This is a genomic window from Klebsiella sp. K5-204, from assembly GCF_030128585.1.
Lineage (GTDB): Bacteria > Pseudomonadota > Gammaproteobacteria > Enterobacterales > Enterobacteriaceae > Klebsiella > Klebsiella quasipneumoniae.
On record NZ_JAKUZS010000005.1, the window covers coordinates 47,103 to 71,094 of the forward strand.

Genomic DNA, 23,992 nt, shown 5'->3' on the forward strand with positions numbered 1-23,992 from the left:
TTCCGATGTTATTTAGCCATGTAGAGGCTGTATGCATCTTCCGCTGTTGCGTTTTCATGGATGATGGCATTCAGACCTGCTACCACTTTCGCCGGCTGCGGATCCTGGGTAATGTTTCGTCCCACAGCCACGCCTTTCGCACCCATCTGCATACAGTGCTGAACAAATTTGAAGTAACCATCGATGCCGGTTTTTGGCCCCCCTAAGGCAAGCACCGGCACGCCAGCAGCTTCAACGATCAGTCGGTCCTCTGGTGAACCGGTAAAACGCGTTTTGATGACGTCCGCGCCCAGCTCCACCGCTGCGCGGGCCGATGCAGCGATGATCGCCGGATTGTTAGAGTCATCGCTGGTGACGGGATAACCATACGGGAGCGATTCGACAATCAGCGGTACGTTCCAGCGATCCGCTGCCTGCGCGAGTTGCATCGCCATAATGTGGGTTTTTTCTTCATTGAAGGCGCCGGGGAAGGTCATGCAGACCACTCCCTCGGCAGCGACTTTAAGCGCATCTTCGACGGAAAAAACGGGGGTAGTATCGGGAACGGTATTGTCAAAGATACTGACCGTGCTGTCGACGCGTAACACAACGGGAACGCTGTTCAGCGCTTCACGATAATTCTTCAACATGCCGTACGTGACGAGCGCGCAATCCAGGCCGTGTTCCACCAGAGCAGGGAGCTGATTTATCGTATTATCAATACCATTTGTTTTCGTGGAAAAATAGTAGCCATCCAGCGCTAAGGTCACGGATTTACCATCTTTTGCGAATATTCTTGAGAGACGACGTTCTTTAGACATTTATTTACTCCTGAGATAAAAAACAAAAAAAAGCCCTCAGAGACTCGCGTCTCTGAGGGCTTTCTGTTCACATACCCTTTTGATAATGGTTCGGGAATCCAAAGCATTATCAATGCAATTTTTTAGCAAAGTGAGAAAGGTTTAATTTTTGTTTAAATTAAATCTGTTCTCTTGCGTGATTAAATAACTAACACACGCGATAACTTACTGTCCAGTTGGTATCGTTGAAATGAGAGATTCATCACATCAATATGTTGTATTCTGTGAAAAGTGCCGGGTTAAATACAGAAACCGAACCCTTAAGAAACCAGGCAATAACGCATCCTGACAAGGGGGAGAACGCCAGGCGTTTATTTCATCCGCATGAAGAACCCATCCATGCATGCTCCTGCCTGCAGGTCGTCATCCACAAACGCGCATTTATTCCCGTCCGGATGGCGTACAAAAACGTTATAGCATCGTTGTCGGCATGGCGGTCTGTCCCCCGGAATGATTTTTTCCCGCCGCCCGGGCAAATTACTCGTCCGCTTTGTGCGCCCAGGCAGGCATCGCCGTCAGGTAACGTTTTGCCCGTTTCCGTGATTCCGCTACGCCCACCTTTTGCCAGGAGTCGAGAAAAGCCGCCAGACCGGATACGGCCTCTTCCCAGGATTTCAGATTACCGTCGCTGTCGCTGCAATACGCGCAATATTTATCGCTGGCCCCTTGCGCATCGGGTGCGGACATCGGCATTCCGCAGGCCTGGCAAAACCGTTCGTGCTGTGTCATAGAGCGCTCCTCCTGTCGTTGAGTTGTCTACTAAACATACAGAATTTACGCCTGGCGTTTAGCGTTTCAGATCAATAGATCCTGCCGTAACCGTTCTGGTGGATCTTCTGCCGGGGCGTGCGGGAGGGATAACGGACAACTTACTCCGTATCGCGCAGCTATCGCCTCCCTTATTTCTTATTGATGCAATGGTTGATCGCAGGCCGCGAGGATGGATTCATGCATCGCTTCGGAAAGTGTTGGATGCGCAAAGATCATCGACAGGAGACTTTCATCTGTGGCCTCCAGGTGACGGGCGATGCCAAACCCCTGGATCAGTTCCGTGACCTGTGCGCCAACCATATGCGCGCCCAGCAACTCGCCGGTTTCAGCATCGAAAATCGTCTTCACAAAACCCTCTGTCTCGCCGCTGGCCAGCGCCTTACCATTATTCTGCCAGGAGAACTTACCGATCCTGACGGGCCGTCCCCTGGCCAGGGCCGTCGATTCCGTCAAGCCCAGACTGGCAACCTGGGGCCGGGCATACGTGCAACCGGGCACATAGTCGCGATCAAGCGGGCGGGCGCCTTCGACACCAGCCAGTGTCTCAACGCAGATCACGCCTTCGTGGCTGGCCTTGTGCGCCAGGCACGGCGGGCCGGCTACATCGCCGATGGCATAAAGCCCGAATACGTTAGTGCGACAAGCGGTGTCCGTCTTGATAAAACCGCGGTCTAACTCGACGCCCAGCGTTTCCAGCCCCAGATCTTCAATATTCGGCTGTACGCCGACCGCCAGCAGCACACGTTCGACGTCCTGAGAATATTCGGCGCCGGTGTTTTTCATGGTGCAGCGCACCCCGGTCCCGGTGAGCTGTACTTGCGTCACCAGGGTCTGGGTATGGACCTGAATACCGCGTTTTTCGAATGACTTACGCACTGCTGCAGACACCTCGGCATCTTCCACTGGCAAAATCTGCGACGCCAGCTCGACCAGCGTCACTTTACAGCCCAGATCGTTATAAAGGCTGGCGAACTCGACGCCAATCGCCCCTGAACCGATGATTAATAGCGACCTGGGCAATAGCTTAGGCCGCAGCGCCTCGAAATAGGTCCAGATATATTCGCCATCTGGCGCGATGCCTGGTAATGCGCGTGGTCGGGCGCCCGTGGCCAGGATCACGTGATCGGCCCGGTAATCGCGCGTCTCCCCTCGGGCATCCTCGACCGTTATTTGCCCCTTGCCGCGCAGCCGCGCGGTGCCATCAATGACCTGCACGCCATTTTTCTTCAACAGGTACGCCACCCCGCCGGTGAGCTGTTGCGATACGGTACGGCTAAACTGCACCAGTTTCTGCAGATCGATGTTCACCTCACCCACGCTGATGCCCAGCTGACTGGCATGGGTGATACTGTGCGCGACCTCAGCGCCATGCAACAGCGCCTTGGTTGGAATGCATCCCCAGTTCAGGCAGATGCCGCCCAGATGTTGTTTCTCCACTAATGCGGTACGAAGCCCTAGCTGGCCGGCACGGATGGCGGCCACGTATCCCCCAGGACCACCGCCGATGATCAGCACATCGTATTTATCGTGCATAGCTCGTCTCCTGGATAAACATCAAGGTTGGGGTTTCCGTCAGTCGCCTGAGTTCCCGGAGAAAAGCCGCACCTGCCGCGCCATCGATAACCCGGTGATCGCAGGATAGCGATACCGTCATTTGCTGGCGCGCGACGATTTGCCCGTCGCGTACTACCGCCCGCATTTCGCCGGCGCCAATGGCGAGGATTGCGCTTTGCGGTGGATTGATGATGGCGTCAAACTGCCGGACGCCAAGCATCCCCAGATTTGACACGCTAAAGGTCCCCCCCTGGAACTCTTCCGGCTTCAGCGTGCCCGCTTTGGCCCTGGTCACCAGCGAGTGAATTTCGTTCGATATGTCGCTAATTGATTTCCGGTTCGCCGAGCGGACAATAGGGGTAATTAGCCCGGCAGGCAGCGCAACGGCCACCGAAATGTCGGCATCCGCAAAGCGGCGGATACTTTGTGTCGCTTCATCAAACTGAATGTTGACGTCAGGCACGGCCACCAGCGCCAGGGCGCAGGCCTTCACCAGCAGGTCATTAACCGAAATCTTGACGCCGGGTACTTCGCGGTTAATTTCCTGACGTAGCGCTAACAGTCGTTCCAGATCGAGATCGACGCTCAAACGGAAATGGGGAGACTGTTGCTTGGACGTTTGCAGGCGAGAGGCGATAGCCCGGCGCATACCGGACATGGGGATGCTTTCATAGGGTACCGGGGTACTCTCCTGTACCGGGCTGGTCTGCGGGTGCTCGTCGAGTAACAACGCCGCGGCCAGCACATCATCGCGACTCACCCGGCCGCGTGAACCGCTGCTTCGGCAGTCATGCAAGTTGATACCCAGCTTGCCGGCCAGACGGCGCGCCAGCGGGGTGGCCGATACCTGGCTGTCATCGGCATGCGAGCGGGGCGCTTTGCTGCGACGAACGGGGGGCGTCGGAGAGGCCAGGCGACCGCCGGCGGCAAGGATCGCGCTTTCCAGATCAGAAACAGAGATACGATCCCCGCGCCCGCTGCCGCGGACTTTTTTCAGGTCGACACCCCAGCGGGCAGAGAGTCGTAACGCATGGGGCGTGGCATTAACCTGAGTCACATCGGTCACGCCTTGCAGACTGACGGGGATGTCGGTCTGCCCAACGGGGGGCTCGGGGCTGTTGGATGGCGGCGAAACAACGGAAGGTGGCTTAGCGCCTGCCTGTGCCGCTACGTCCGGCGCGGCAGCCTCCGTGCCAGGGGCTGCGGATTTCGCCGTAGCCAGAGTGGCAGCGAATTCGTCCAGGTCAGCATCGCTGACCGAAGCGTCAGCCGCCAGGGCCAGCACGGCGCCTACCTGAAGCGTTTCACCCTCTCGGGCGAGTATCCGACGTAACGTACCGGCAAAGGGGGCCTCCAGCACATTGACGATTTTACTGGTTTCAATCTCACAGATTTCCTGCCCTGGGGTGAAGCTGTCACCCTCCTGGATTGCCCACCGAGCGAGCAAGCCTTCTTCCATGGAAAGCCCCCACTTTGGCATTTCAAGCGTCTTGATTTCGCTCATAGGTTAATCCTCCAGCACTTGACGGACGGCGGCTTCGATACGTTCTACGCCAGGGATCCAGAGTTTTTCGAGAGCAGGGGAGAACGGGACCGGCGTGTGTGGCGGCGTCACCAGCAGAACGGGCGCTTTGAGGAAATGGAATGCCTGGGACGCGATCAGCGCCGCGACATCATGAGCAAAACCGAAGCGTGCCGCGGATTCGTCGACAATCACTACCCGCCCCGTGGACGCCACCGATTCCAGAATCCCTTCCTCATCCAGCGGCGAAATGGTCCGCGGGTCGACCACCTCGACCGAGATCCCCTCTCTGGCCAGTTTGTCCGCCACCTGATTGGCTTTATGCACCATTGCCGACAACGCAATGATGGTGACGTCTTCTCCTTCGCGGGTATAGTTGGCTACACCTAGCGGGATGGTATAGCTCTCGTCCGGTACCTCGCCCTTGAGGTCGTACAGCATTTTATGCTCGCAGAAAACCACCGGGTCGTCGTCGCGAATTGACTGGATTAACAGACCTTTGACGTCATAAGGCGTCGAGGGCACCACCACCTTCAGCCCTGGCGTGGTGGCAAAGATATTATAGGGTGACTGTGAATGCTGGGCCGCGGCGGAAAACCCCGCGCCGATCATACCTCGCATCACCAGCGGGGCTCTGGCTTTGCCACCAAACATGTAGCGGAACTTAGCCGCCTGGTTGTACAGCGCATCGTGACTCACGCCAAAAAAATCCATGAACATCAATTCCGCGACCGGCCGCAGACCCGTCGCTGCGGCGCCGGCCGCCATTCCGATGATGGCCGACTCGGTAATGGGCGTGTCGATCACCCGATCGGAGCCGAACTGCGTCCACAGCCCTTTAGTGACGCCGAGCACACCGCCAAAGGCTTCTATCTTCGCCTCTTCGGGCGCATTTCCGCCATGACCGCCACGCAAATCTTCACCGATGAGCACCACGCGTTCATCGCGTTCCATTTCCTGAGCCAGGGCTTCCTTGACCGCTTCACGATAGGTTTTAATCGCCATAGTTATCACCCTCAGTATGAGACATAAACGTCTGTCAGCAGGTCTTCCGGAGCCGGATAGGCGGCGGCGCGGGCCTTCAATACCGCATCGTTGACAAGGGCTTCGACTTCCTCGTCAATCGCCGCCAGTTCTTCCTGGGTGATATGCTGTTTGACCTTAGCGGTGAAAATCTTCAGCGGATCATGTTGTTCACGCAGGCGTTGCACTTCACCTTCCGCGCGGTATAGCGCGGGATCCCCCTCAAAATGACCGTGCCAGCGGAAGGCTTTGGCCTCAATGACGCTTGGGCCACCGCCTTCTCGCGCACGTTTGACCGCCTCTGAAGTGGCCTCATAAACGGCAAAGAAATCGGTGCCATCAACGGTCACTGCCGGCAGGCCGAAGCCAGCGGCGCGTCGGGCGATATCACGCCCACCCACGGCGTAGTCATGACCGGTCCCTTCGCCGTAACCGTTGTTTTCGAAAATAAAGACGGCCGGAAGCTGGAGCACGACGGCCATATTGATGGCTTCAAAGACCAGGCCCTGATTAGAACCCCCATCGCCCGTAAAAGAGACACCGACGTTGCCGGTTTTTAGCGTCTTTGCCGTTAGCGCGGCGCCGATGGCCAGGGGAGGGGCTCCCCCAACGATAGCGTTCGCTCCCAGCATTCCTTTCGACAGATCGGCAATGTGCATCGACCCACCCTTACCGCGACATAACCCGCTGTCCTTACCGAATATTTCGGCCATCATGCCGTGAATGTCGCACCCTTTAGCAATACAGTGGCCATGTCCACGGTGTGTTGAACCAATAAAATCTGCGCTCGTTAAATTTTCGCAGACCCCCACCGCGATGGCCTCCTCACCGGTGTAAAGGTGAATGAAGCCGGGAATATCACCGCTGGTATTTTCCTGATGCAACCGCTCTTCAAAGGTCCTGATCTCCCGCATCTTGCGGTAAGCCTGCAATAACGCCTGTTTGCTGAGCATGATTTAATTCTCCTCAATAAAGGTCACCCAGGCGGGGCCAACAGACAGGGCGGATAACCCTGGCCACACCCATGCAATGAATCTACGAGCGGTTAAAGGGAGTGCGAAGCCACCTTCATGGGGGGGTAGGTGGGGGTTTTCATGCTTGAGGTCAAACTTTCTAAATTTTGTGTAGCTATAAAGTTTGGCGGCCCCATGTCATCCCGGGGGCTGGCGTACAATTGAAAAAAACAAAGCGAGTAGATAACCACGGATGAAGCCATTGGATTTAGAAAGTCGCCAATCACCATCACTGGTCTCCGGGCCATTGCGGCTGACGCGAGGCTTGCCGCTAATCCTGACCAAATTCGTCCCGCCTCGCTCCTCGATACAATTGCTGGAGCGCCCGCGGCTTCTTCAGCTTCTCAATCCCGTTCAGCAGTGCCGGCTGGGCGTCGTTTGCGCTGGCGCTGGATTTGGCAAAACCACGCTGTTGGCGCAATGGCATCAGCAGATGGTCGCCCAGGGGGAACGTATCGCCTGGCTGAGCCTCGATGAGGATGATGATGACGTATGGCAGTTTATTCCTTACCTGCTGCAAGCATTGCGTCCACTCTATGCTGACTGGGACGCCGATTTCTGGCGTGATATGGAAGAACAGAAGCTCTCCAGCTCCGAGCAGCTGCTGGCCGGGCTCATTAACCAGCTACACTACTGCCCGCATGACATATACCTGATTATCGACGACTTCCACGTGATTAACGATCGTGGGGTCTATGAAGCGCTGGGGTATTTACTCAAGCATGCGCCTGCCGCCTTGCATCTGATCATTGGCAGCCGTTTCCACCCCAATCTTGCGCTGAGCCAGCTGCAGGCCCAGGACCAACTGGTGGAAATCTATGATCGAGACCTGCAATTCACGCTCGAAGAAACGAAACACTATTTTAGCCGCACGGTTGCGCTACCCCTCAGCAACCACCATGCACAGCGGCTGCAGTCCGTGACTGAGGGCTGGATCGCAGGGATGAAGATCGCTTCATTGTCCGCAGAATTACAGCATGATCCCGAGCATCTGTTGCGCAATATGCATGGAGGAACACGGTCCATTGCCCGCTATCTTAAAGAGGTGGTCCTGGACCCGCTGCCGGAAGAGGTGCTTGATTTCCTGGTGAAAACGTCCTTCCTCAGTCGGTTAAATGCCGAACTATGCAATGCAGTGACTGGACGAGATGACAGCCAAGCAATGCTGGCATGGATTGAGCGACACAACCTTTTTTTGTCAGCCCTTGACGAACAAGGCTACTGGTTCCGCTACCATCCTCTGTTGCAGGAAAATCTTCGGACCATGCTGCAGCAGAACAACGATATTGATCGCAAACAGCTACATGAATTAGCCAGTCATTGGTTCGTCGAACAGAAGCTGTGGTCTGAGGCGGTACGCCATGCGCTCAGCGCAGGCAAGCCGGTGCATAGCCCCGGGCAGGACGGCGCAAGCGCTCAGTCACTGGCGGAAGAAGGGGATATCGATACCCTGATCTCATGGATGCATCATTTACCGCCCAGCACCGATCCTGCGCGCATTGACCTGCAAATTAACCTGGCCTGGGCACTGGCGCATTATTTCCACTTTGATGAGTCGAGGCAGCTGCTTGATAACCTCGATCAGATGGTGCTTCATCACCGTGATGATTTAACCCGCAGCACCTGGTGTAAATTGCGCGTTGTGCGGGCAATTTGCGAAGCCTTTGCTGAAAACATCCCGGAGAGTCTGGCTATTGTTCAGCCGTTGCTGGCCGAAGTGCCCTGCGGCGACACCTGGGTAGATGGTCTGATATGCAATATTCTCAGCTATTGCCATGTTGTTAAGCAGCGCTATCACGACGCGCTGGAGGTTCAACAGCATATGCCCTCTCCGGAAAGCCCTTTAGATAATCTGTTTGTCTCGGTTTATCGCGCGTTTATCATTGCCCAGTGCCATCTTTGTCAGGGGGATCTGGGAAAAGCCGGGTGGTACGCAGAGAAAACGTTGCGCCAGGCTGAATGTTATACTGGCACCCAGTCGACCAGTGGCGCGACGCTGGCGCCGCTGCTGGCGGAGATAGCCTATGAATGTCAGAGGGGTGACTCGCCCGAGCATCTGTTAGCCGACCGGCTCGAATTCATCGACCGATTCAGTCCACCCGACGCGCTGAGGCGTTGCTATACCTATCTCGCGCGTCAGGCCTTAGATAGCGATATGCCCTATGAGGCCGAGCGATTGCTGGAGCATGCGCAGCGCCTTGCGGTGTCTCGCGGCTGGCAACGGCTCCAGGCCATGTTGTTAGCCGAGCAGGTGAGGGTGCGACTGCAGCGCGGCAATTTCACCGGCGCAGAGCAACTGCAACGGCAGCTTGAACAAATGGTCGCCAGCTTCAGAATGGATGCCGAACATCCCTGCCAACGCGCCATCGTTATGTCTGCATCCCTTAGCCGCAGCCGGCTTCTTCTCGCCAGAGGCCAGGCGCCGCAAGCCTGCATTTTACTGGCTGAGATGGTCTCCGATCAGGAAAGCCGGGGGGACAGGTTAACCGCAGCGCGTCTGCGTACGCTCTGGTCATTAGCCTTGTGGAACAGCGGCAAAATTGCCGCTGCGCGCACGACATTTCAGCCAGTGCTGCAGCTGGCTGAACAACAGCATCTCAAGGGCCTCTTTCTTGACGCTGGCGATACCTTGCAACCTTTGCTTGCCGGTATGAATGAAACCTCTTCGGCTTGTACAGAGGAAGGGGGAGTGCAAGGTCCCTGGGCAGACAAGCGCGCGCCTGCAGACAGTACACCGTTTAATAGTGGAAGCCCCGATATTCATGGGGAACTCAGCGAGCGAGAATTTCAGATATTACAGCTGATCGCTGAAGGTCAGATGAACAAAGAAATCGCTCGCTCCCTCGCTATTTCTGCCGAGACGGTCAAATGGCACATCAAAAACATCTACGCGAAGCTTAAAGTGAATAGCCGCACTCAAGCGATGAGCCGGGCGCTGGAGATGAAATTACTGGATTAACGGATTGAACAGGGGGGCTGGATAGAAAATCTTATTAAGACGAGCCACTTTCTTAACGGGGCTATGAGCCATGGATAATCGAGGTGCTGCTGAGCACATGGGGTTATCTTTGAACAATGATGGCAGTTTTGATGCCCTGGCTCAGTGATATGAACATTGAGGTTAGGGGGGGCGACGCCAGGGGAAAGTCATCCCAGAGAGACTTTAGGCGATTGTTTTCTTTAACGTTTTGATTGATGTGGTGCGATAATAGGAACATAACACACCACATAAAACAATTGATAAATATACACTTTTCCTTGTTTCATCTTTATAAATGCCCCCATTTATGCCCCCATCTTGTTTTTTATGCGACTCGATGAGCCTTTCATCAAGTCGCTAATCCCACTAATATCTTCACAGACCGTATAAATTTTCTCAGCTATTGAAGTACACCTCACTGCCGCGGTCGGCTAAGAACAATATTACTTACCGATAAGGACAACTGTTCGTTAATCCACATTCTCTCCTGGCATGAAGGATATCTGTCACGGTCAAATATGGCACTTGTCCCTGTGAGCTAAATCCTCTGCGATCGATACGGATCAATTCGTACTTCTCCACCAGAAAATTAACGGCATCGACAAGCGTGATACCAGCTTCGATATGTCTTTTAAGAACAGCCTCATCGCTGAACGGCGTGTCATTTAAGGTCAGGCCATAGTGCTGCTCAAGTAGTCGAGCAAGCAGCATTTGCCAGACAACCACGGGTGATAAGCATGTCTGAACAGCCCGCTGGTTTATTGCAGGTAAAGTATTCATGAGTTGTTCTCGTAAAAGTGAGTTCTAAAGTTAATTAGCGTTGAGTAGGATAAATGGAGATATAGACGTGACCACAGGAACCCAGTGTATCAGCTTCGCAGGTCAGCCCCTTTGCATAGAGGGTGACGCAATGCTGGTGTCGGGGATTCAGTTCGCCGCTGGTAAGCATGAGCTCCGCCTGCTTCAGCAGAACAGGAAATGCCTGGTCAAGACGGAGCAAATCCGCTTTATTGAATAGGCCTATTATGCTGGCGCGGTCAGACAGGTAATATAGGCGGTTACCTTCCTGGACCAGACGCGCACCAAAACAAGGAATGACATTACGATTCAGCCCCCACCAGGGCTCAGCGGTATCATCATTCACTGTGAGTGTCTTACTCGACATCTGAAGCTCCTTTAATAAGGTTAATTGAGAGTGACGCTGCGCAGAGAGACATACGGTCCGTTCCGGTCCTTGCGTCGCTCGGCAAAGACAGCCAGAACACCCTTGATATCCGGAACTTCACGACCGTAGTAATGGCAGACGCTCCCGGACCAGCAATATTTCCCGGTACAGAATTGAAACAATCGGGATTCAGGATGCAGACGATAAATTGCCATCGCCTGACGCTTACTGATGATTTTCATTAGCCCTTCCTCTTCTTATAGCCATCCATGCTCAGCAAACGACAACGCTTCACCATCACCAATGATGAAATGATCCAGTAGCCGGACATCGACCAGCCCCAGAGCCTCTATAATCCTGGACGTAATGGCTCTGTCAGCTTTACTGGCATCGGTAATGCCAGATGGGTGGTTATGGGAGATGATTACCGCAGCTGCATTATGACGCAGTGCAGATTTCACAATTTCGCGAGGATGAATTTCGGTATGGTTAATCGTACCGAGGAAGAGCGTTTCATGCTCCAGCAGACGATGTTGATTATCGAGATAGATAACAACAAAGACTTCGCGCTCCTGCTTTGCCAAATAGAGCTGTAACCAGTTTTTCGCGAAACTAGCGGCAAGGAACGACTCACTGGGCTGCCGCTGATATTTCTCCAGTAATCGCAGGGCACGACGGATGGTACGTTGCTCATTCATCGGGAAGACCGAAGGTAAAATCAGTTCGGACATGGCGGCTCCTTAAAAGAAAAAGCCCCGTAACAACCAGCTACAGGGCTATAAACAAACACGGAGATATCGTTCATGAGGCGAGATGCAGCATATTTTCTGCCATCACCCACAGAGCTCGATTCAGCTTCACATCACCATCAATACCTTTAATTGCACGTGTATGTGAGCGTCCTCCTTTTGCATTGTGACCGTTCAAACCACCTTTGATTAGGTTCTCCTGAATACGCTGATAAGTTGTCCAGAGATCTCCGGACTCATCCTGCCAGCGACGAGGGGCCAATAGCTGTGATTCCGTCACGGGCTGATGCTCCTCGCCAAAGCGATATGTCAGTGCAGCTTTTGCCAATGCCTGTTGTGCTGGTGGCGGAAGCATTAGTGACTGCATGGCGTCGCGTTTTTCCTCCACCCTGTCAAACACCCCAAGCACCTCGTAAGCCCCTTCGACAACCTTTTCCACCACGTTGCCCTTATGGGGCACTCGCACCTCTCCAAAGCTCTCGCCGCAAATCAGTCCGTTCTGACAGACCGCTCGGAACAGTCCCGGCAGCATCTGGTAGGAACTAGAACCGTCATGGCTGTTAAGCAGGATAATTTCCGGCACCTGTTTACCGGTAATCTGCCCTTCGCGGCGCAGACGTAGCATATGTTTGGTGTGTTCCCGCTTGTCGGGGTTACGCACACGGGTCTGGCAGGCAAAGAACGGCTGAAAACCTTCGCGCTGCAGGTTATCCAACAGAGTGATGGTCGGGATGCAGGTATAGCGCTCGCTGCGCGATTCATGCTTTTCCTCACTGAACACGCTGGGAACATAGTGAGCAAGTTCATCACGGGTTAAGGGACGGTCACGGCGAACAAGGTTCACCGCACCAAAGCGGGATGCTAATCGCATAATTCACTCCTTTGTGCGTTTATCGGTATAAAAAGAAAAGGCCACGCTCCCGAAGGAACATGGCCTTTAACATTAAAAATGGCGTGGCGGATAAGACGTTATTGCCCCATATATTCAACCCTGGCACTGGTGGCCTTACCATCAGCACCTACGGTCACCACCACCTTATCGTAGGTACGATACCCGGCATTGTAGACCTCATAAACCACAGTATTTCCCTCCACTTTGTAGCTGCCAAAATCAGCGGCCTCAGCCGTGTCACGGTCATACTCTTTCGTGTACGCTTCTTTGGCCGCTTTCATGACTGAGCCTTTGTTAATCTCCGTCGCTCGACTACCAGCACTGGCAGCAAGGCCAGATACGTATTTCGGGCAGACCGTCATCATGTCCCCGCGGGTGAATGTCAGTTGCGCACCAAAGACCTGAAGGGTCGATGTTTCCTGACCTGCAATCGAAGCAATTGCCTTTCTGGCGGCTGCAGGTGCCTGCCCACCTTCAACCTCAACAGCCTTAAATCCTGTTTGCTGGTTGCACAACTGAGACGTGGGTACCAGATTGCCGTTTACATTTATGCGACTCCCCATCAGCTCCTGCGGGCCATTGGGGCAGCCCTGCAACTGACCAAAGATGCCAATGGTATTGTTTTTCAGCATCACCAGTGCCTGACCATTATCGGTCAGCGTCTGACACCAGCCGTTTTTCACAGCCCAGTTACCCGCCTGAGCAGAAACCGAAACGGCTGACAAAACAAGTGCAATCACGGTCTGAATTTTCATATGTCACCTTATTAATGAATCAGAAGCGGCAACGGGGGACGCGGTACACAGAACCTGATGCACCTTTGTATCCGGACCATCATGTCAACGTCCCTGTGCGTCGTGCTCATGAACACTTTTGAGAAAGAAATATCCCTTTGCTTTGATAGGTAAAAGCGATCAATAGGGGCTTATACATCGATATTTTAATAGATAAAAACGATCGATATTCTATTATCGATCGTTTTTACAGATCAATATACTGTTTTTTGAATGTGGTAATTGAGGGGTAAAGCGGCAGATTTCAGCCAAATACTCGGTCCCATAATGTCGTGGCAAGTTGCACTAATTTTTGTCGGAGACTCCTTAACAGAGCAGTCCAGACAGAAGGCAGGTGGTCAGGATTAATCACAGAGTCAAAAGCCTTACCCGCTGCCTCACCAAACTGCTGCCGTACAGCGGCGTCAGTGCCCGGGGTCTGATGCTCTGGTTTCAGCTGGCAATACACGGCACTGCTGGCCTGTACGGGCAAGGCATGCACAATCAACTCCACCAGGGCGGGCAGGTTATAGCCGGTATGTGCTGAGACAGCCATGACCGGGAAAGAGGACGGCAACTGACCGGCAACCTGCGCACTGACTGCAGCCAGTGAAAAGCATTGCTCAGAAGAAGGTGATGCCTGCCAAGGCTCACCATCCCTTAGGGGTGGAATACGGTCGGCCTGAGTCAGTACAAACAGGAAACGTGAAGGGTCAGCACCGGCTTCCATCAGTGCCCTGTATGCCGTGATATCCGTTGCCCGGGCACGGTCATCGGCACGCAGTACCCAGATAATCAAATCCAGCTCTCCCAGCAACGCCTTATAGAGCGCCAGATATTCCTCGTCGTATTCTGGTGTCTCACCCACACCCGGTAAATCCACCAGTGTCATGCTGCGGTCACCAACGGTGAGTAACAGACGCTGGGGTTCGCGGGTGCAGCCTAGCAAATCACTGGTCAGACAAACGGGTTGCTGAAAAAGCGCGTTGCATAATGAACTCTTGCCCGCACCACTTTTGCCCATGATGCCTATCACGGGTTCATAGTTAATCGCCTCCTGGAGACGGGATTGAATACGTTCAGTAGCCTGCCGGGGTAAGAGATTGAGGCAGGTACGCACCGCATCACTGGTATCCTGCGGATCGGGGATTTGAGGCATGATTTACTCCTGTGGAAAAATAGCGCCGAAAAATGGTTAACCGTCTGTTCAAAGGAGTAATATAGGTTTAAATTTTTCTGGAATGAGGGAATATGAAATGGCTAAATGTGTACGAAAAAACTGCAAGCGTTTAGTGTCCCCATTACCTGAAGCAAAACGTAAAAGGCTCTGTAAAAAACATTATTTGCGCTTCTGCGAGCTGAGTGAACGCAAGAAAAAAGACCTTGTTTATCAGATTAATAAATATATCCCTCGTAAAATAAAACGATTAAAGAAGGGGCGAATTTACTATTGCGCATTCAATAGCAGGAGGGGATATGTCAGAAAGATATCTTCAATTGAAGATGCTGGATTAATAAGACAGGCCAGAGAGAAGCTTGTATTAATACGAAAAACACCGGCCTGGAGAAACACAGAAAGCTATGTACGCCGTATAAGAATCGGGTCAGAACTCCCTGTCTCATTAAATGAAGTAACGGAACTGTATAGTATCTACTCCTGGATTGATTTTTGTAAAAACAGCACGCTTTATGCAAAAAATCATCTTGGTGGCGGCGAAGGAAATTTAAAATTGCAACTTTATAAACTTCCGTTCCCAGGTAAGACAGAAGATTCCTCATCCCAACAAAACATTATTATACCTATTACTTTAAAAAACAAAGTAATTAATCAACTCGCAAAAAACCGCAACATCAGGGGTACTGCCAACATAAAAAAACCACTCAGCCTGTACAAATCTTTAATTGCGTTAGAGGATGAACGGTCTGTGGCATTAAAATTACTCCAATTAACAATTGAGACACCTTTACACCCTCACCAATATAGTAATAACCTACCATATCTTAGCCCTGGTGATGCTCCTCCATTATTTGGCCTCTTATTAAATGAACTGAAAAGATTGAATGTCATTGGTGTGAATGATTCGATGTTAAAACTCGCTAAAAAATATAAAAATGAATCCTTTACGTTAGAGTTGATAGCAATTTATATTATTTTTAACATAGCAAGAAATGGCACCCCTGAGGTTTATTCATTTTTATCAAACTTATTTGATAAAAATGGTTATTTGTACAGGTCCGTAATGATTACCTTCATGATGCTTGAGTTGGATTTGGATTCTTATTCTGAATTAGTAGGGTTTTACAACTCTTTCTTTAGTACGGATGTAATCAAAATCAAAGATAATATATTGCTATGGGCGTCAGGCAAGAAAGAAATACTCCCTTTTGAATACCGACCTGGAATTTAAGAATTAAAGGTATCTAACACCAATAAATCTGATGTCGATTGTCATTCTCATTTTTAAGTTTCGTTTTTTAAGCATGCGCGAAAAAAACGATCATGGCGGTGAAAGCCTCGTTAGCGCTATGACATAGCTTGCTATGCGCTAAACGCGCAGAGCTGTGAATCTCAACCTTGAGAGGTACTTCTGGAAAATCAACATAGCTTTACACAGTCTAAAATTTGCTTGCAGGCGGCTCGACAGGACTCTCTTAAGTACATCCTAAAAAAGGGGCTCATACTGAGCATAAAAGATATTAACTGTATTTTTTTACTGTTGAGTACCATGGTGTGAGGTGAATATCCAAGGTACCACTGGGTACCACGCATCGCCTCCCGAACTCACACTAAATTGCGGGAGCTTTTCCATGACAAACAAAACTCATCCGATATCATCCAGCACCCAGACAACCACATCTTTACTGAATGATCAGCTCGTTGATATGACGTTCATCACCGCCTATACAAACATGACAGACAAATGGTTCTACCGATTAATTTCAGAGAATGCGTTCCCTGCACCAATTAAGCTGGGTCGCAGTTCACGCTGGCTAAAAAGCGAAGTGGAAAAATGGATGCTGGATAGAATACAAGCATCTCGAGGTTAGAACCTTTAATGCTGGTGTTTTATACAGGAAGGCTACGTAATTTAATATAGGTTTTTTAATATAATTACACTCACTCTCATTTGTTCTTATATTCACCGCTTACTGTCAATGTCTCTTTTAAACACCCTCGCAAATACTATTGCAACAACCAACCTCATCTTTAAAGCAATAATTAATTTAAGCATCAACTCAGCATTGCCTTAAAAAAAGTCTTGCATGAAACATCACTAACTTAGTGCTTGCACTGACCTCTCTCATCATCAGCAGTGGAATAATCATGCTCAAAAATTCAGATAGAAATTTTAATGAAGACTGGTTCCTGGCTTCAGTTCTCAATGCACACATCGATGAAATGATAAACAGATACTCATGCCTTTTGGCATTACGCATGGATTTTTTCTACAAAAAGAAAAGTGCCAGGTATTCACACTTAAATCACCAAACACTTGAACATGACTTGCGTGTACTAATGGAGAAAATGACAAAAGAGAAAGGTGTGGTGGGCTATTTCTGGGTTGTCGAATGGACTGAACGACATAGATACCATGCGCATGTCGTATTCTGGCTGGACAGACAAAAAACACAGCACTCTTATCCCTTTGCCCTTACAGCAAATACACTTTGGGAGGAAATAACGCACCGGGACGGCGTATCGCACCGATGTGAATATCGGCCGCAGTATTCTGTAAATATCAATATACCTGTTCGGTATAACGATCCGGAAAGCATTAACAATATCCGTCATGTTCTGAGCTATCTGGCTAAGGAAGAACAAAAAGAAGGTTTGTGTGCATACGGCTGTAATGACGTTCCTCCACGCTCAGCGGCAGGGCGTCCACGTAAGCCAGGCCCCTGATCCTACGGCTACGCAACTGGCTCGGCCATCCTGTACAAACCCCGTTATTACGGCGATAAATAATGTCCTCGCAGTCGTGACTGAACCTGCCCCTGGAAGCCTGACGTTCCGACCTTTACTGAATCAACAATTCACAACTCCATTTATACCCGACAGCTTACCTGTCGGGTATTTCTCATACCTGTCAAACAAGGGAAATCAAAAATGAAACAGCATAGAACACAATCGCGGTAAAAGTGGCGGAATACCGTTTACACATCACCCGGCTAAGGGTCTGCCGGGATAGCCTGGCTGGATGTTGCAGTGATGCCGAGCGGCGTGGCTGGCGTTTGAGAGCACTTGAGCAGTTAAGTACAGCCTCATCGCTCTACTGCCAAAGGGCTAACTCTGCCGATACCAGCAGTGGAACAGCCCTTCAACTCAGGTTTAGCATCGTGACCACTGGAACCTCCGTTGCAAATTAAGTCGTTTCTCCAGTTTGGCTCTCAGGCATGTTGACTATGGTTTCCTGGGAAAATAAGTTATTATTTCCATAATTCCGGAGATATAGAAATGAGATGCAAATGGAGCTTTCGAAAGCAGCAGAAACCCTGAAAGAGCTGGGTCATCCTACGCGCCTGAGCTTGTATAGAGAGCTGGTTAAAGCCGGGCATGAAGGTTTACCTGTTGGCGAGCTGCAGAAGCGGCTCGAAATCCCAGCGTCTACGCTGAGCCATCATCTTTCCTCGTTGATATCAGTTTCTCTGATACGACAGGAACGTCAGGGCAGAACGCTCTTTTGCCATGCTCGATATGAAAACCTTGAGGCTCTGATTGCCTTCCTGACCGAAGAATGCTGCTCAGGAACTGACGACTGCCTCACCATGCCCCAGAAGACGGAGAACTAAAATGACAGGTGATCTTAAGAATGTTGATTCGGGTTTGTTCGACACCTCAATCACAGAGGCAAGATTCGGTGTTCCTGCCGTTCCCCATCCTCCACGTATCCTCATGTTGTACGGCTCTGTGCGCGAACGTTCCTATAGCCGACTGGCAACGGAAGAAGCGGCAAGGTTACTGACCGCAATGGGCGCAGACGTGCGGATCTTCAATCCTTCTGGCTTGCCTCTTCCTGATGATGCACCTGACTCGCATCCTAAAGTCATGGAACTGCGCGAGCTGCTTCGTTGGTCCGAAGGGATGGTGTGGTGTTCCCCTGAACGCCATGGTGCGATGACCGGCATCATGAAGGCCCAGATTGATTGGATACCGTTATCAGAAGGTGCAGTTCGCCCTTCGCAGGGTAAGACGCTGGCCGTAATGCAGGTCTGCGGTGGCTCTCAGTCTTTCAATGCCGTAAACCAGATGCGCATTCTTGGCCGCTGGATGCGGATGATCACCATCCCGAATCAGTCCTCTGTCGCAAAAGCCTGGCAGGAGTTTGATGAAGATGGACGCATGAAGCCGTCGTCTTATTACGACCGGATCGTGGATGTGATGGAAGAACTGGTGAAATTTACTCTGCTGACCCGAGGTAACTCAGCCTATCTCGTTGATCGCTACAGCGAACGAAAAGAGTCAGCAGAAGAACTTTCCCGGCGGGTTAATCAGAGCAAAATCTGAGGGCTGGTATGAGTGATATAACGGCATTCAACAACTGCATGAGCGTGTTCTGGCGGCAACATGAAGCCGAACTCTCTCGCTTCCTGACATCGAAGACAGGTGATAGCGAAAAAGCAGCCGACCTTCTGCAAGAGCTATTCCTGCGTGCCCGCGCTCATTCAGACAGTTTCTGCGAGATGGAGAATCCGCGAGCCTGGCTATATCGGGCGGCGAGGAATCTGCTGATTGATGAGTACCGCACCACCAGGGAGTTTGTTGAGCTGGAAGAAGATGCCCTATTAACAGACGCATCCCCTGATGCAATCTCAATGCTGGGTATATGCCTGCCTGAAACATTACAGGCTTTACCCGAAGATGAGCGGTGGTTGATTGAAGAGTCCGACCTTAACCGGCGTCCCCAGCAGTCTCTGGCCGATGAACTGGGAATCACGCTTACGGCGTTTAAATCCCGTCTGCTTCGGGCCAGGAAGCACCTGAAAGAAACGATGACAGAACTTTGTCAGATTGAGGCGGATGACACGTCTCCCGTCTGCTGCCACAAAAAAATGAATTAATCGCGCATCTTTTTCCCACCACCTTCGTTTACCTCAGTGTAAAGCCAAATGACTAAACACAGAGGTAAACAGTCCATGTCAAAAATTGAGATCTTTGAAGCTGCAGGCTGCTGCGCAACCAGTAGCGTTGTGGTCAGTGACGAAGCCGTCAAATGGAACGCCAGCGCCGAATGGGCGAAAAAAAATGGCGTTGATATTCAGCGCTACAGCCTCGCGAAGAATCCGCAGCAGTTCCTGAATACGCCTGTCATCAAAGAGTTCCTGAACACATCAGGGATGGAATCCCTTCCTGTCACCTTACTTGACGGCAAGCTGGTAATGGCAGGCAAACTGCCGACTCGTGAAGATATCGCCCGTTGGGCCGGTATTCAGCTTCCTCAGGGCTGGAGTGAAGACAGCGCGGAACCAAGCTGCTGCTGCATTCCACGTATGCCTTAATTCCAGAGGAGCTATCGCTGATGAATATGCCATTTTTAAAAGACATTCCCCCGTTCATCTTCTTCACCGGTAAAGGTGGCGTGGGTAAAACATCCCTCGCTTGTGCTACTGCGGTGTGGCTGGCCGATCAGGGTAAGAGAACGCTTCTGGTGAGTACCGATCCGGCTTCCAATGTCGGTCAGGTATTTAGCCAGACTATCGGCCACCGAATAACAGATATCAGTACCGTCCAAAATCTTGCGGCGATGGAAGTTGACCCGATGGCTGCAGCACAAGCCTATCGTGACCGAGTGCTCGACCCTGTTCGCGGGCTGATGCCTGCCGATGTAGTCAGCAGTATTGAAGAGCAACTCTCCGGTTCTTGTACTACGGAAATCGCGGCATTTGATGAGTTTACTGGTCTTCTTACCAACCATGAGTTGCGGGAAAAGTATGACCATATCGTATTTGATACCGCGCCAACCGGTCACACTATCCGCATGCTTGAGTTGCCGGGGGCCTGGAGCGGTTATCTCGAAGCGAACCCTGATGCCGCCGCTAACCTCGGGCCGCTGGTGGGGCTGGAGAAACAACAGCACCAGTACTCAGACGCGGTTAAGGCTCTCTCTGATGCTGCACTCACGCGTCTGGTTCTGGTTGCCCGTGCCCAGGTTTCGACACTAAAAGAGGTTTCCCATACGCATGATGAGCTGTCTGCTATCGGTTTGCAGCATCAACACCTTGCCATTAATGGTGTCTTGCCACCATTTGTGGGTGAGAATGATCCGCTGGCGCAAAGTATTTTGGCTCGGGAGGGAAAAGCACTACTTGCTATGCCAGAGAATCTGGCGAACCTTCCCCGCTCGCAGCTGTTTCTGAAGCCATTTAATCTGGTCGGTCTCGAAGCCTTGCGTGAGTTATTTACAGAGAGCGAAGCCTCGATGTCTCTCCCAACTACCACGCTAAATACTCTGGATTTACCGAAACTTGCCTCATTGGTGGATGAACTCAGCCTGACAGGTAAAGGTCTGGTAATGACGATGGGTAAAGGCGGTGTGGGCAAAACGACTGTTGCGGCATCGGTGGCGGTATCTCTGGCAAAACGCGGCCATAAAGTCCATCTGACGACGTCCGATCCGGCAGCACATCTGTCTTATACGCTGGATGGCTCGCTACCAAACCTTCAGGTCAGCTGTATTGACCCGAAAGTAGAGACAGAACGCTATCGTCGCTTTGTTCTGGAAAATCAGGGGAAAGGGTTAGATGCAGAAGGGCTGGCGGTGCTGGAGGAAGATCTCCGCTCACCATGTACTGAAGAGATCGCCGTCTTCCAGGCATTCTCGCGGATCATCAAAGAGGCAGACGATCATTTTGTCATTATGGACACAGCACCAACAGGCCACACGCTTCTGCTACTGGATGCAACAGGAGCCTATCACCGGGAAATGGTGCGCCAGATGGGGCAAACGCATGACAATGTGTTGACGCCAATGATGCAATTGCAGGACCCGGAGAAGACGAAGGTGATTATCGTGACGCTTGCCGAAACGACACCTGTACTGGAAGCAGCAAACCTGCAGCAGGATTTGCGTCGGGCTGAAATTGAGCCATGGGCATGGGTAATTAATAGCAGTCTGGCTGCTGCGAAACCGTCCTCACCGTTCCTCGTAACCCGAGCAAGTCGCGAACTGTCATTGATAAATGACGTTATAGAGCAGTATGCAAAGCGTATTGCATTAACGCCACTGCAGAATGAAGAACCTGTGGGTACGGCTCTGCTGGCAGAAATGGCGGGCTAATAGATGGGGCTGCGGCCCCATTTACTGCAGCCAAACTTTTGCTTATACAGGTTATAAGTTTAAGTACTTAACCTGCTGTCGCGAATTCCGGTAGTTTGTAAAACACCATTACTGGAGCAATTCGATGCACATTATTAAAGCTGAAGAACAGCACATTACCGCGATACGCAATATCTATGCTCACCATGTTCTGCATGGTACAGGTAGCTTCGAAACCGAACCTCCGGATACGCAGGAAATGCTTAACCGACTGAGGAGCATTCAGTCTCGGGGATTCCCTTGGTATGTCGCTCTGCATGGCGATACGGTCATCGGCTACTGTTATATTTCCCGTTACCGTGAACGCCATGCCTATCGGTATACGGTCGAAAATTCGATATATATTGATTCGGCTTATCAGCGACAGGGCGTCGGAAAAGCACTGCTCGATCATGCATTAAAATGGGCCGAGTCCGAAGGCTATCGCCAGATGATTGCTGTTGTGGGTGACAGCGCTAACGTCGCTTCTGTAGCGCTTCATATCCGCGCAGGATTTACTGAAATAGGTACATTAAAGGACATTGGTTTCAAACATGGCCGCTGGCTTGACACGGTTTTGCTGCAAATGAAACTTGGTGAAGGAAATAGTACTCTGCCAGAAGATTCAGATCTTATGCTCTGAGGCAGGAATAAGGGGGCGTCTGCCCCCTTTATGTTTATTTCAATCGCTTACCTGTTTCATCAACGACTTTCTCGCCGTCTTCCTTAGCAAATGCGCCTTTTTGCGCATCCGGAAGAATATCCAGTACCACTTCGGAAGGGCGGCAAAGGCGCGTTCCCAACGGTGTTACCACAATCGGGCGGTTAATCAGGATCGGATGCTGAAGCATAAAATCGATTAACTGATCGTCAGTAAACTTGTCTTCGGCAAGCCCCAGTTCTTCATAAGGCTCGACATTTTTACGCAGCAGCGCCCGTACTGTAATCCCCATATCTGCGATAAGTTTGACCAACTCATCGCGTGACGGTGGATTTTCAAGGTAATGAATGACTGTCGGTTCATTACCGCTGTTGCGGATCATCTCCAGCGTATTACGCGACGTGCCGCAGGCTGGGTTGTGATAAATGGTGATGTTGCTCATATCAGTATCTCATTACAAAGTGAAAGAGAGACGTAGCGCCAGCGCGGCTAGCGTTACAAACAGCACAGGCAGAGTCATGACGATCCCGGTGCGGAAATAGTATCCCCAGGTGATGGTCATATTCTTCTGTGAAAGGACATGCAGCCAGAGCAGCGTTGCCAGGCTACCAATAGGTGTAATTTTCGGGCCCAGATCGCAGCCAATCACGTTGGCGTAGATCATCGCTTCTTTGATAACGCCTGTTGCGGTGCTTCCATCGATAGAAAGAGCGCCAACCAGCACGGTAGGCATGTTGTTCATGATGGAAGACAGGAAAGCCGTCAGGAAGCCAGTACCCAGCGTCGCAGCCCAGAGTCCTTTATCCGCCAGTACGTTCAGCACACCGGAAAGGTATTCGGTTAGCCCGGCGTTGCGCAGACCGTAGACCACCAGGTACATCCCCAATGAGAAGATGACGATCTGCCATGGCGCACCGCGCAGCACTTTGCCAGTGTTAATGGCATGGCCTCGTTTCGCCACCGCAAACAGAATGACAGCTCCTACAGCAGCAATCGCGCTGACCGGGATACCCAACGGCTCAAGGACGAAAAAGCCAACCAGAAGAAGGATCAACACTATCCAGCCGGTTCTGAAGGTTGCCAGATCTTTAATCGCCTTTGCCGGTGCTTTAAGGAGAGCCAGGTCGTAAGTCGGTGGAATATCTTTGCGGAAGAACAGATGCAGCATCACCAGCGTGGCGATAATAGCGGCAATATCCACCGGCACCATCACCGACGCATATTCGGTGAATCCCAGACCAAAGAAGTCCGCCGAGACGATATTCACCAGGTTCGACACGATAAGCGGCAGGCTGGCCGTATCGGCAATAAACCCGGCAGCCATGACAAATGCCAGTGTCGTGCCTTTGCTGAACCCTAATGCCAGTAGCATGGCGATGACAATTGGAGTAAGAATCAATGCCGCACCATCGTTGGCAAACAATGCCGCCACCGCTGCACCTAGCAGGACGATATACGTAAAGAGCAAACGGCCACGACCGTTACCCCAGCGCGAAACATGCAATGCCGCCCATTCGAAAAAGCCTGATTCATCAAGCAGCAGGCTGATAATAATCACGGCAATAAAGGTCGCCGTCGCGTTCCAGACGATATTCCACACCACCGGAATATCGCCCACATGCACAACGCCAGATATCAGAGCCAGTCCCGCGCCCAGCATTGCACTCCAGCCGATCCCTAATCCCTTTGGTTGCCAGATAACCAAAACAATGGTCAGGACAAAAATAGCGCCTGCCAGTAACATAAAACCTCCTGA

Annotated in this window: 25 protein-coding genes; 10 read left to right on the top strand and 15 right to left on the bottom strand. The window is 51.6% G+C overall.

The genetic code is table 11. The features are described from left to right. Positions 1 to 8 precede the first annotated feature (8 nt). From MKR05_RS14090 to MKR05_RS14115, 6 genes are all read right to left on the bottom strand, one after another. Positions 9 to 800: a class I fructose-bisphosphate aldolase gene (locus tag MKR05_RS14090; RefSeq protein ID WP_002889868.1), complete on the bottom strand. Its 792-nt coding sequence runs from the start codon at positions 798 to 800 to the stop codon at positions 9 to 11. A gap of 516 nt (positions 801 to 1,316) precedes the next feature. Continuing rightward, the gene (locus MKR05_RS14095) at positions 1,317 to 1,568 is read right to left on the bottom strand and encodes a zinc ribbon domain-containing protein (protein WP_023288528.1); all 252 of its coding nucleotides are present in this window, start codon (positions 1,566 to 1,568) and stop codon (positions 1,317 to 1,319) included. A gap of 177 nt (positions 1,569 to 1,745) precedes the next feature. Further along, on the bottom strand, positions 1,746 to 3,143 hold the full coding sequence (lpdA, locus tag MKR05_RS14100; protein WP_101989284.1) for a dihydrolipoyl dehydrogenase: 1,398 nt from the start codon (positions 3,141 to 3,143) through the stop codon (positions 1,746 to 1,748). After that, on the bottom strand, positions 3,133 to 4,668 hold the full coding sequence (locus MKR05_RS14105; RefSeq protein WP_101989283.1) for a 2-oxo acid dehydrogenase subunit E2: 1,536 nt from the start codon (positions 4,666 to 4,668) through the stop codon (positions 3,133 to 3,135). Before MKR05_RS14105 ends, lpdA begins: the two co-directional genes overlap by 11 nt. A gap of 3 nt (positions 4,669 to 4,671) precedes the next feature. Continuing rightward, positions 4,672 to 5,691, bottom strand: a complete 1,020-nt coding sequence (locus tag MKR05_RS14110) for an alpha-ketoacid dehydrogenase subunit beta (RefSeq protein WP_044521157.1) — start codon at positions 5,689 to 5,691, stop codon at positions 4,672 to 4,674. An 11-nt stretch (positions 5,692 to 5,702) separates the two neighbouring features. Next, positions 5,703 to 6,662 (bottom strand): thiamine pyrophosphate-dependent dehydrogenase E1 component subunit alpha, encoded by a 960-nt coding sequence (locus MKR05_RS14115; protein WP_002889884.1) that lies wholly within the window; start codon positions 6,660 to 6,662, stop codon positions 5,703 to 5,705. Between the two features lie 253 nt (positions 6,663 to 6,915). Between MKR05_RS14115 and MKR05_RS14120 the strand changes: the two genes are divergently transcribed. Further along, positions 6,916 to 9,681: a LuxR C-terminal-related transcriptional regulator gene (locus tag MKR05_RS14120; protein WP_311766171.1), complete on the top strand. Its 2,766-nt coding sequence runs from the start codon at positions 6,916 to 6,918 to the stop codon at positions 9,679 to 9,681. Between the two features lie 468 nt (positions 9,682 to 10,149). Here MKR05_RS14120 and MKR05_RS14125 read toward each other — a convergent pair whose 3' ends face one another. The 7 genes from MKR05_RS14125 to MKR05_RS14155 form a co-directional block, all read right to left on the bottom strand. Next, on the bottom strand, positions 10,150 to 10,482 hold the full coding sequence (locus MKR05_RS14125) for a TA system toxin CbtA family protein (protein WP_071994601.1): 333 nt from the start codon (positions 10,480 to 10,482) through the stop codon (positions 10,150 to 10,152). A 34-nt stretch (positions 10,483 to 10,516) separates the two neighbouring features. Beyond that, positions 10,517 to 10,867, bottom strand: coding sequence for a type IV toxin-antitoxin system YeeU family antitoxin (locus tag MKR05_RS14130; RefSeq protein WP_032410127.1), 351 nt, complete (start codon positions 10,865 to 10,867; stop codon positions 10,517 to 10,519). Between the two features lie 20 nt (positions 10,868 to 10,887). Continuing rightward, complete coding sequence (locus MKR05_RS14135) at positions 10,888 to 11,109, bottom strand: DUF987 domain-containing protein (protein WP_004129348.1); 222 nt, start codon at positions 11,107 to 11,109, stop codon at positions 10,888 to 10,890. Positions 11,110 to 11,124: 15 nt separating this feature from the next. Further along, the gene (gene radC, locus MKR05_RS14140) at positions 11,125 to 11,598 is read right to left on the bottom strand and encodes a RadC family protein (protein ID WP_032410128.1); all 474 of its coding nucleotides are present in this window, start codon (positions 11,596 to 11,598) and stop codon (positions 11,125 to 11,127) included. Between the two features lie 70 nt (positions 11,599 to 11,668). Beyond that, on the bottom strand, positions 11,669 to 12,490 hold the full coding sequence (locus MKR05_RS14145) for a DUF932 domain-containing protein (protein ID WP_162897387.1): 822 nt from the start codon (positions 12,488 to 12,490) through the stop codon (positions 11,669 to 11,671). A gap of 95 nt (positions 12,491 to 12,585) precedes the next feature. Next, positions 12,586 to 13,263, bottom strand: coding sequence for a hypothetical protein (locus MKR05_RS14150; protein WP_032410130.1), 678 nt, complete (start codon positions 13,261 to 13,263; stop codon positions 12,586 to 12,588). 283 nt (positions 13,264 to 13,546) lie between these two features. Beyond that, the gene (locus MKR05_RS14155) at positions 13,547 to 14,440 is read right to left on the bottom strand and encodes a GTPase family protein (protein WP_284118255.1); all 894 of its coding nucleotides are present in this window, start codon (positions 14,438 to 14,440) and stop codon (positions 13,547 to 13,549) included. Positions 14,441 to 14,537: 97 nt separating this feature from the next. Here MKR05_RS14155 and MKR05_RS14160 point away from each other — a divergent pair, with 97 nt between their 5' ends. The 9 genes from MKR05_RS14160 (at position 14,538) to MKR05_RS14200 (ending at position 22,218) form a co-directional block, all read left to right on the top strand. Then, complete coding sequence (locus tag MKR05_RS14160; RefSeq protein WP_127717235.1) at positions 14,538 to 15,689, top strand: hypothetical protein; 1,152 nt, start codon at positions 14,538 to 14,540, stop codon at positions 15,687 to 15,689. Positions 15,690 to 16,089: 400 nt separating this feature from the next. Then, positions 16,090 to 16,329, top strand: coding sequence for an AlpA family transcriptional regulator (locus MKR05_RS14165; protein WP_004129359.1), 240 nt, complete (start codon positions 16,090 to 16,092; stop codon positions 16,327 to 16,329). A gap of 277 nt (positions 16,330 to 16,606) precedes the next feature. Beyond that, a complete protein-coding gene (locus MKR05_RS14170) occupies positions 16,607 to 17,185 on the top strand; it encodes an inovirus-type Gp2 protein (RefSeq protein WP_071994602.1) in 579 nt (192 codons plus the stop codon). A 563-nt stretch (positions 17,186 to 17,748) separates the two neighbouring features. Further along, positions 17,749 to 18,072, top strand: coding sequence for a helix-turn-helix transcriptional regulator (locus MKR05_RS14175; protein ID WP_032410134.1), 324 nt, complete (start codon positions 17,749 to 17,751; stop codon positions 18,070 to 18,072). A 1-nt stretch (position 18,073) separates the two neighbouring features. Continuing rightward, positions 18,074 to 18,787, top strand: a complete 714-nt coding sequence (gene arsH / locus MKR05_RS14180; protein WP_284118257.1) for an arsenical resistance protein ArsH — start codon at positions 18,074 to 18,076, stop codon at positions 18,785 to 18,787. A gap of 8 nt (positions 18,788 to 18,795) precedes the next feature. Next, positions 18,796 to 19,341 (top strand): sigma-70 family RNA polymerase sigma factor, encoded by a 546-nt coding sequence (locus tag MKR05_RS14185; protein ID WP_032410137.1) that lies wholly within the window; start codon positions 18,796 to 18,798, stop codon positions 19,339 to 19,341. A gap of 75 nt (positions 19,342 to 19,416) precedes the next feature. Beyond that, a complete protein-coding gene (locus MKR05_RS14190; protein WP_284118258.1) occupies positions 19,417 to 19,779 on the top strand; it encodes an arsenic metallochaperone ArsD family protein in 363 nt (120 codons plus the stop codon). A 20-nt stretch (positions 19,780 to 19,799) separates the two neighbouring features. Beyond that, on the top strand, positions 19,800 to 21,557 hold the full coding sequence (gene arsA, locus MKR05_RS14195) for an arsenical pump-driving ATPase (protein ID WP_284118259.1): 1,758 nt from the start codon (positions 19,800 to 19,802) through the stop codon (positions 21,555 to 21,557). 124 nt (positions 21,558 to 21,681) lie between these two features. Beyond that, positions 21,682 to 22,218: a GNAT family N-acetyltransferase gene (locus MKR05_RS14200; RefSeq protein WP_032410141.1), complete on the top strand. Its 537-nt coding sequence runs from the start codon at positions 21,682 to 21,684 to the stop codon at positions 22,216 to 22,218. Positions 22,219 to 22,252: 34 nt separating this feature from the next. Here MKR05_RS14200 and arsC read toward each other — a convergent pair whose 3' ends face one another. Next, positions 22,253 to 22,678 carry a glutaredoxin-dependent arsenate reductase gene (gene arsC / locus MKR05_RS14205; protein ID WP_017880248.1) on the bottom strand — a complete coding sequence of 142 codons (426 nt, stop codon included), beginning with the start codon at positions 22,676 to 22,678 and terminating at the stop codon, positions 22,253 to 22,255. 12 nt (positions 22,679 to 22,690) lie between these two features. Continuing rightward, complete coding sequence (gene arsB / locus MKR05_RS14210; protein WP_023305191.1) at positions 22,691 to 23,980, bottom strand: arsenite efflux transporter membrane subunit ArsB; 1,290 nt, start codon at positions 23,978 to 23,980, stop codon at positions 22,691 to 22,693. Positions 23,981 to 23,992 lie beyond the last annotated feature (12 nt).

Coding starts and splice junctions, on each gene's coding strand:
- MKR05_RS14125 (WP_071994601.1), bottom strand. CDS start 10,482: ATGAATACTTTACCTGCAATAAACCAGCGGGCTGTTCAGACATGCTTA.
- arsH (WP_284118257.1), top strand. CDS start 18,074: ATGACAGGTGATCTTAAGAATGTTGATTCGGGTTTGTTCGACACCTCA.
- MKR05_RS14160 (WP_127717235.1), top strand. CDS start 14,538: ATGGCTAAATGTGTACGAAAAAACTGCAAGCGTTTAGTGTCCCCATTA.
- MKR05_RS14090 (WP_002889868.1), bottom strand. CDS start 800: ATGTCTAAAGAACGTCGTCTCTCAAGAATATTCGCAAAAGATGGTAAA.
- MKR05_RS14120 (WP_311766171.1), top strand. CDS start 6,916: ATGAAGCCATTGGATTTAGAAAGTCGCCAATCACCATCACTGGTCTCC.
- arsA (WP_284118259.1), top strand. CDS start 19,800: ATGAATATGCCATTTTTAAAAGACATTCCCCCGTTCATCTTCTTCACC.
- MKR05_RS14190 (WP_284118258.1), top strand. CDS start 19,417: ATGTCAAAAATTGAGATCTTTGAAGCTGCAGGCTGCTGCGCAACCAGT.
- arsC (WP_017880248.1), bottom strand. CDS start 22,678: ATGAGCAACATCACCATTTATCACAACCCAGCCTGCGGCACGTCGCGT.
- MKR05_RS14130 (WP_032410127.1), bottom strand. CDS start 10,867: ATGTCGAGTAAGACACTCACAGTGAATGATGATACCGCTGAGCCCTGG.
- MKR05_RS14185 (WP_032410137.1), top strand. CDS start 18,796: ATGAGTGATATAACGGCATTCAACAACTGCATGAGCGTGTTCTGGCGG.
- MKR05_RS14110 (WP_044521157.1), bottom strand. CDS start 5,691: ATGGCGATTAAAACCTATCGTGAAGCGGTCAAGGAAGCCCTGGCTCAG.
- MKR05_RS14115 (WP_002889884.1), bottom strand. CDS start 6,662: ATGCTCAGCAAACAGGCGTTATTGCAGGCTTACCGCAAGATGCGGGAG.
- MKR05_RS14155 (WP_284118255.1), bottom strand. CDS start 14,440: ATGCCTCAAATCCCCGATCCGCAGGATACCAGTGATGCGGTGCGTACC.
- MKR05_RS14135 (WP_004129348.1), bottom strand. CDS start 11,109: ATGAAAATCATCAGTAAGCGTCAGGCGATGGCAATTTATCGTCTGCAT.
- MKR05_RS14150 (WP_032410130.1), bottom strand. CDS start 13,263: ATGAAAATTCAGACCGTGATTGCACTTGTTTTGTCAGCCGTTTCGGTT.
- MKR05_RS14170 (WP_071994602.1), top strand. CDS start 16,607: ATGCTCAAAAATTCAGATAGAAATTTTAATGAAGACTGGTTCCTGGCT.
- MKR05_RS14165 (WP_004129359.1), top strand. CDS start 16,090: ATGACAAACAAAACTCATCCGATATCATCCAGCACCCAGACAACCACA.
- MKR05_RS14105 (WP_101989283.1), bottom strand. CDS start 4,668: ATGAGCGAAATCAAGACGCTTGAAATGCCAAAGTGGGGGCTTTCCATG.
- radC (WP_032410128.1), bottom strand. CDS start 11,598: ATGTCCGAACTGATTTTACCTTCGGTCTTCCCGATGAATGAGCAACGT.
- MKR05_RS14095 (WP_023288528.1), bottom strand. CDS start 1,568: ATGACACAGCACGAACGGTTTTGCCAGGCCTGCGGAATGCCGATGTCC.
- lpdA (WP_101989284.1), bottom strand. CDS start 3,143: ATGCACGATAAATACGATGTGCTGATCATCGGCGGTGGTCCTGGGGGA.
- arsB (WP_023305191.1), bottom strand. CDS start 23,980: ATGTTACTGGCAGGCGCTATTTTTGTCCTGACCATTGTTTTGGTTATC.
- MKR05_RS14200 (WP_032410141.1), top strand. CDS start 21,682: ATGCACATTATTAAAGCTGAAGAACAGCACATTACCGCGATACGCAAT.
- MKR05_RS14175 (WP_032410134.1), top strand. CDS start 17,749: ATGGAGCTTTCGAAAGCAGCAGAAACCCTGAAAGAGCTGGGTCATCCT.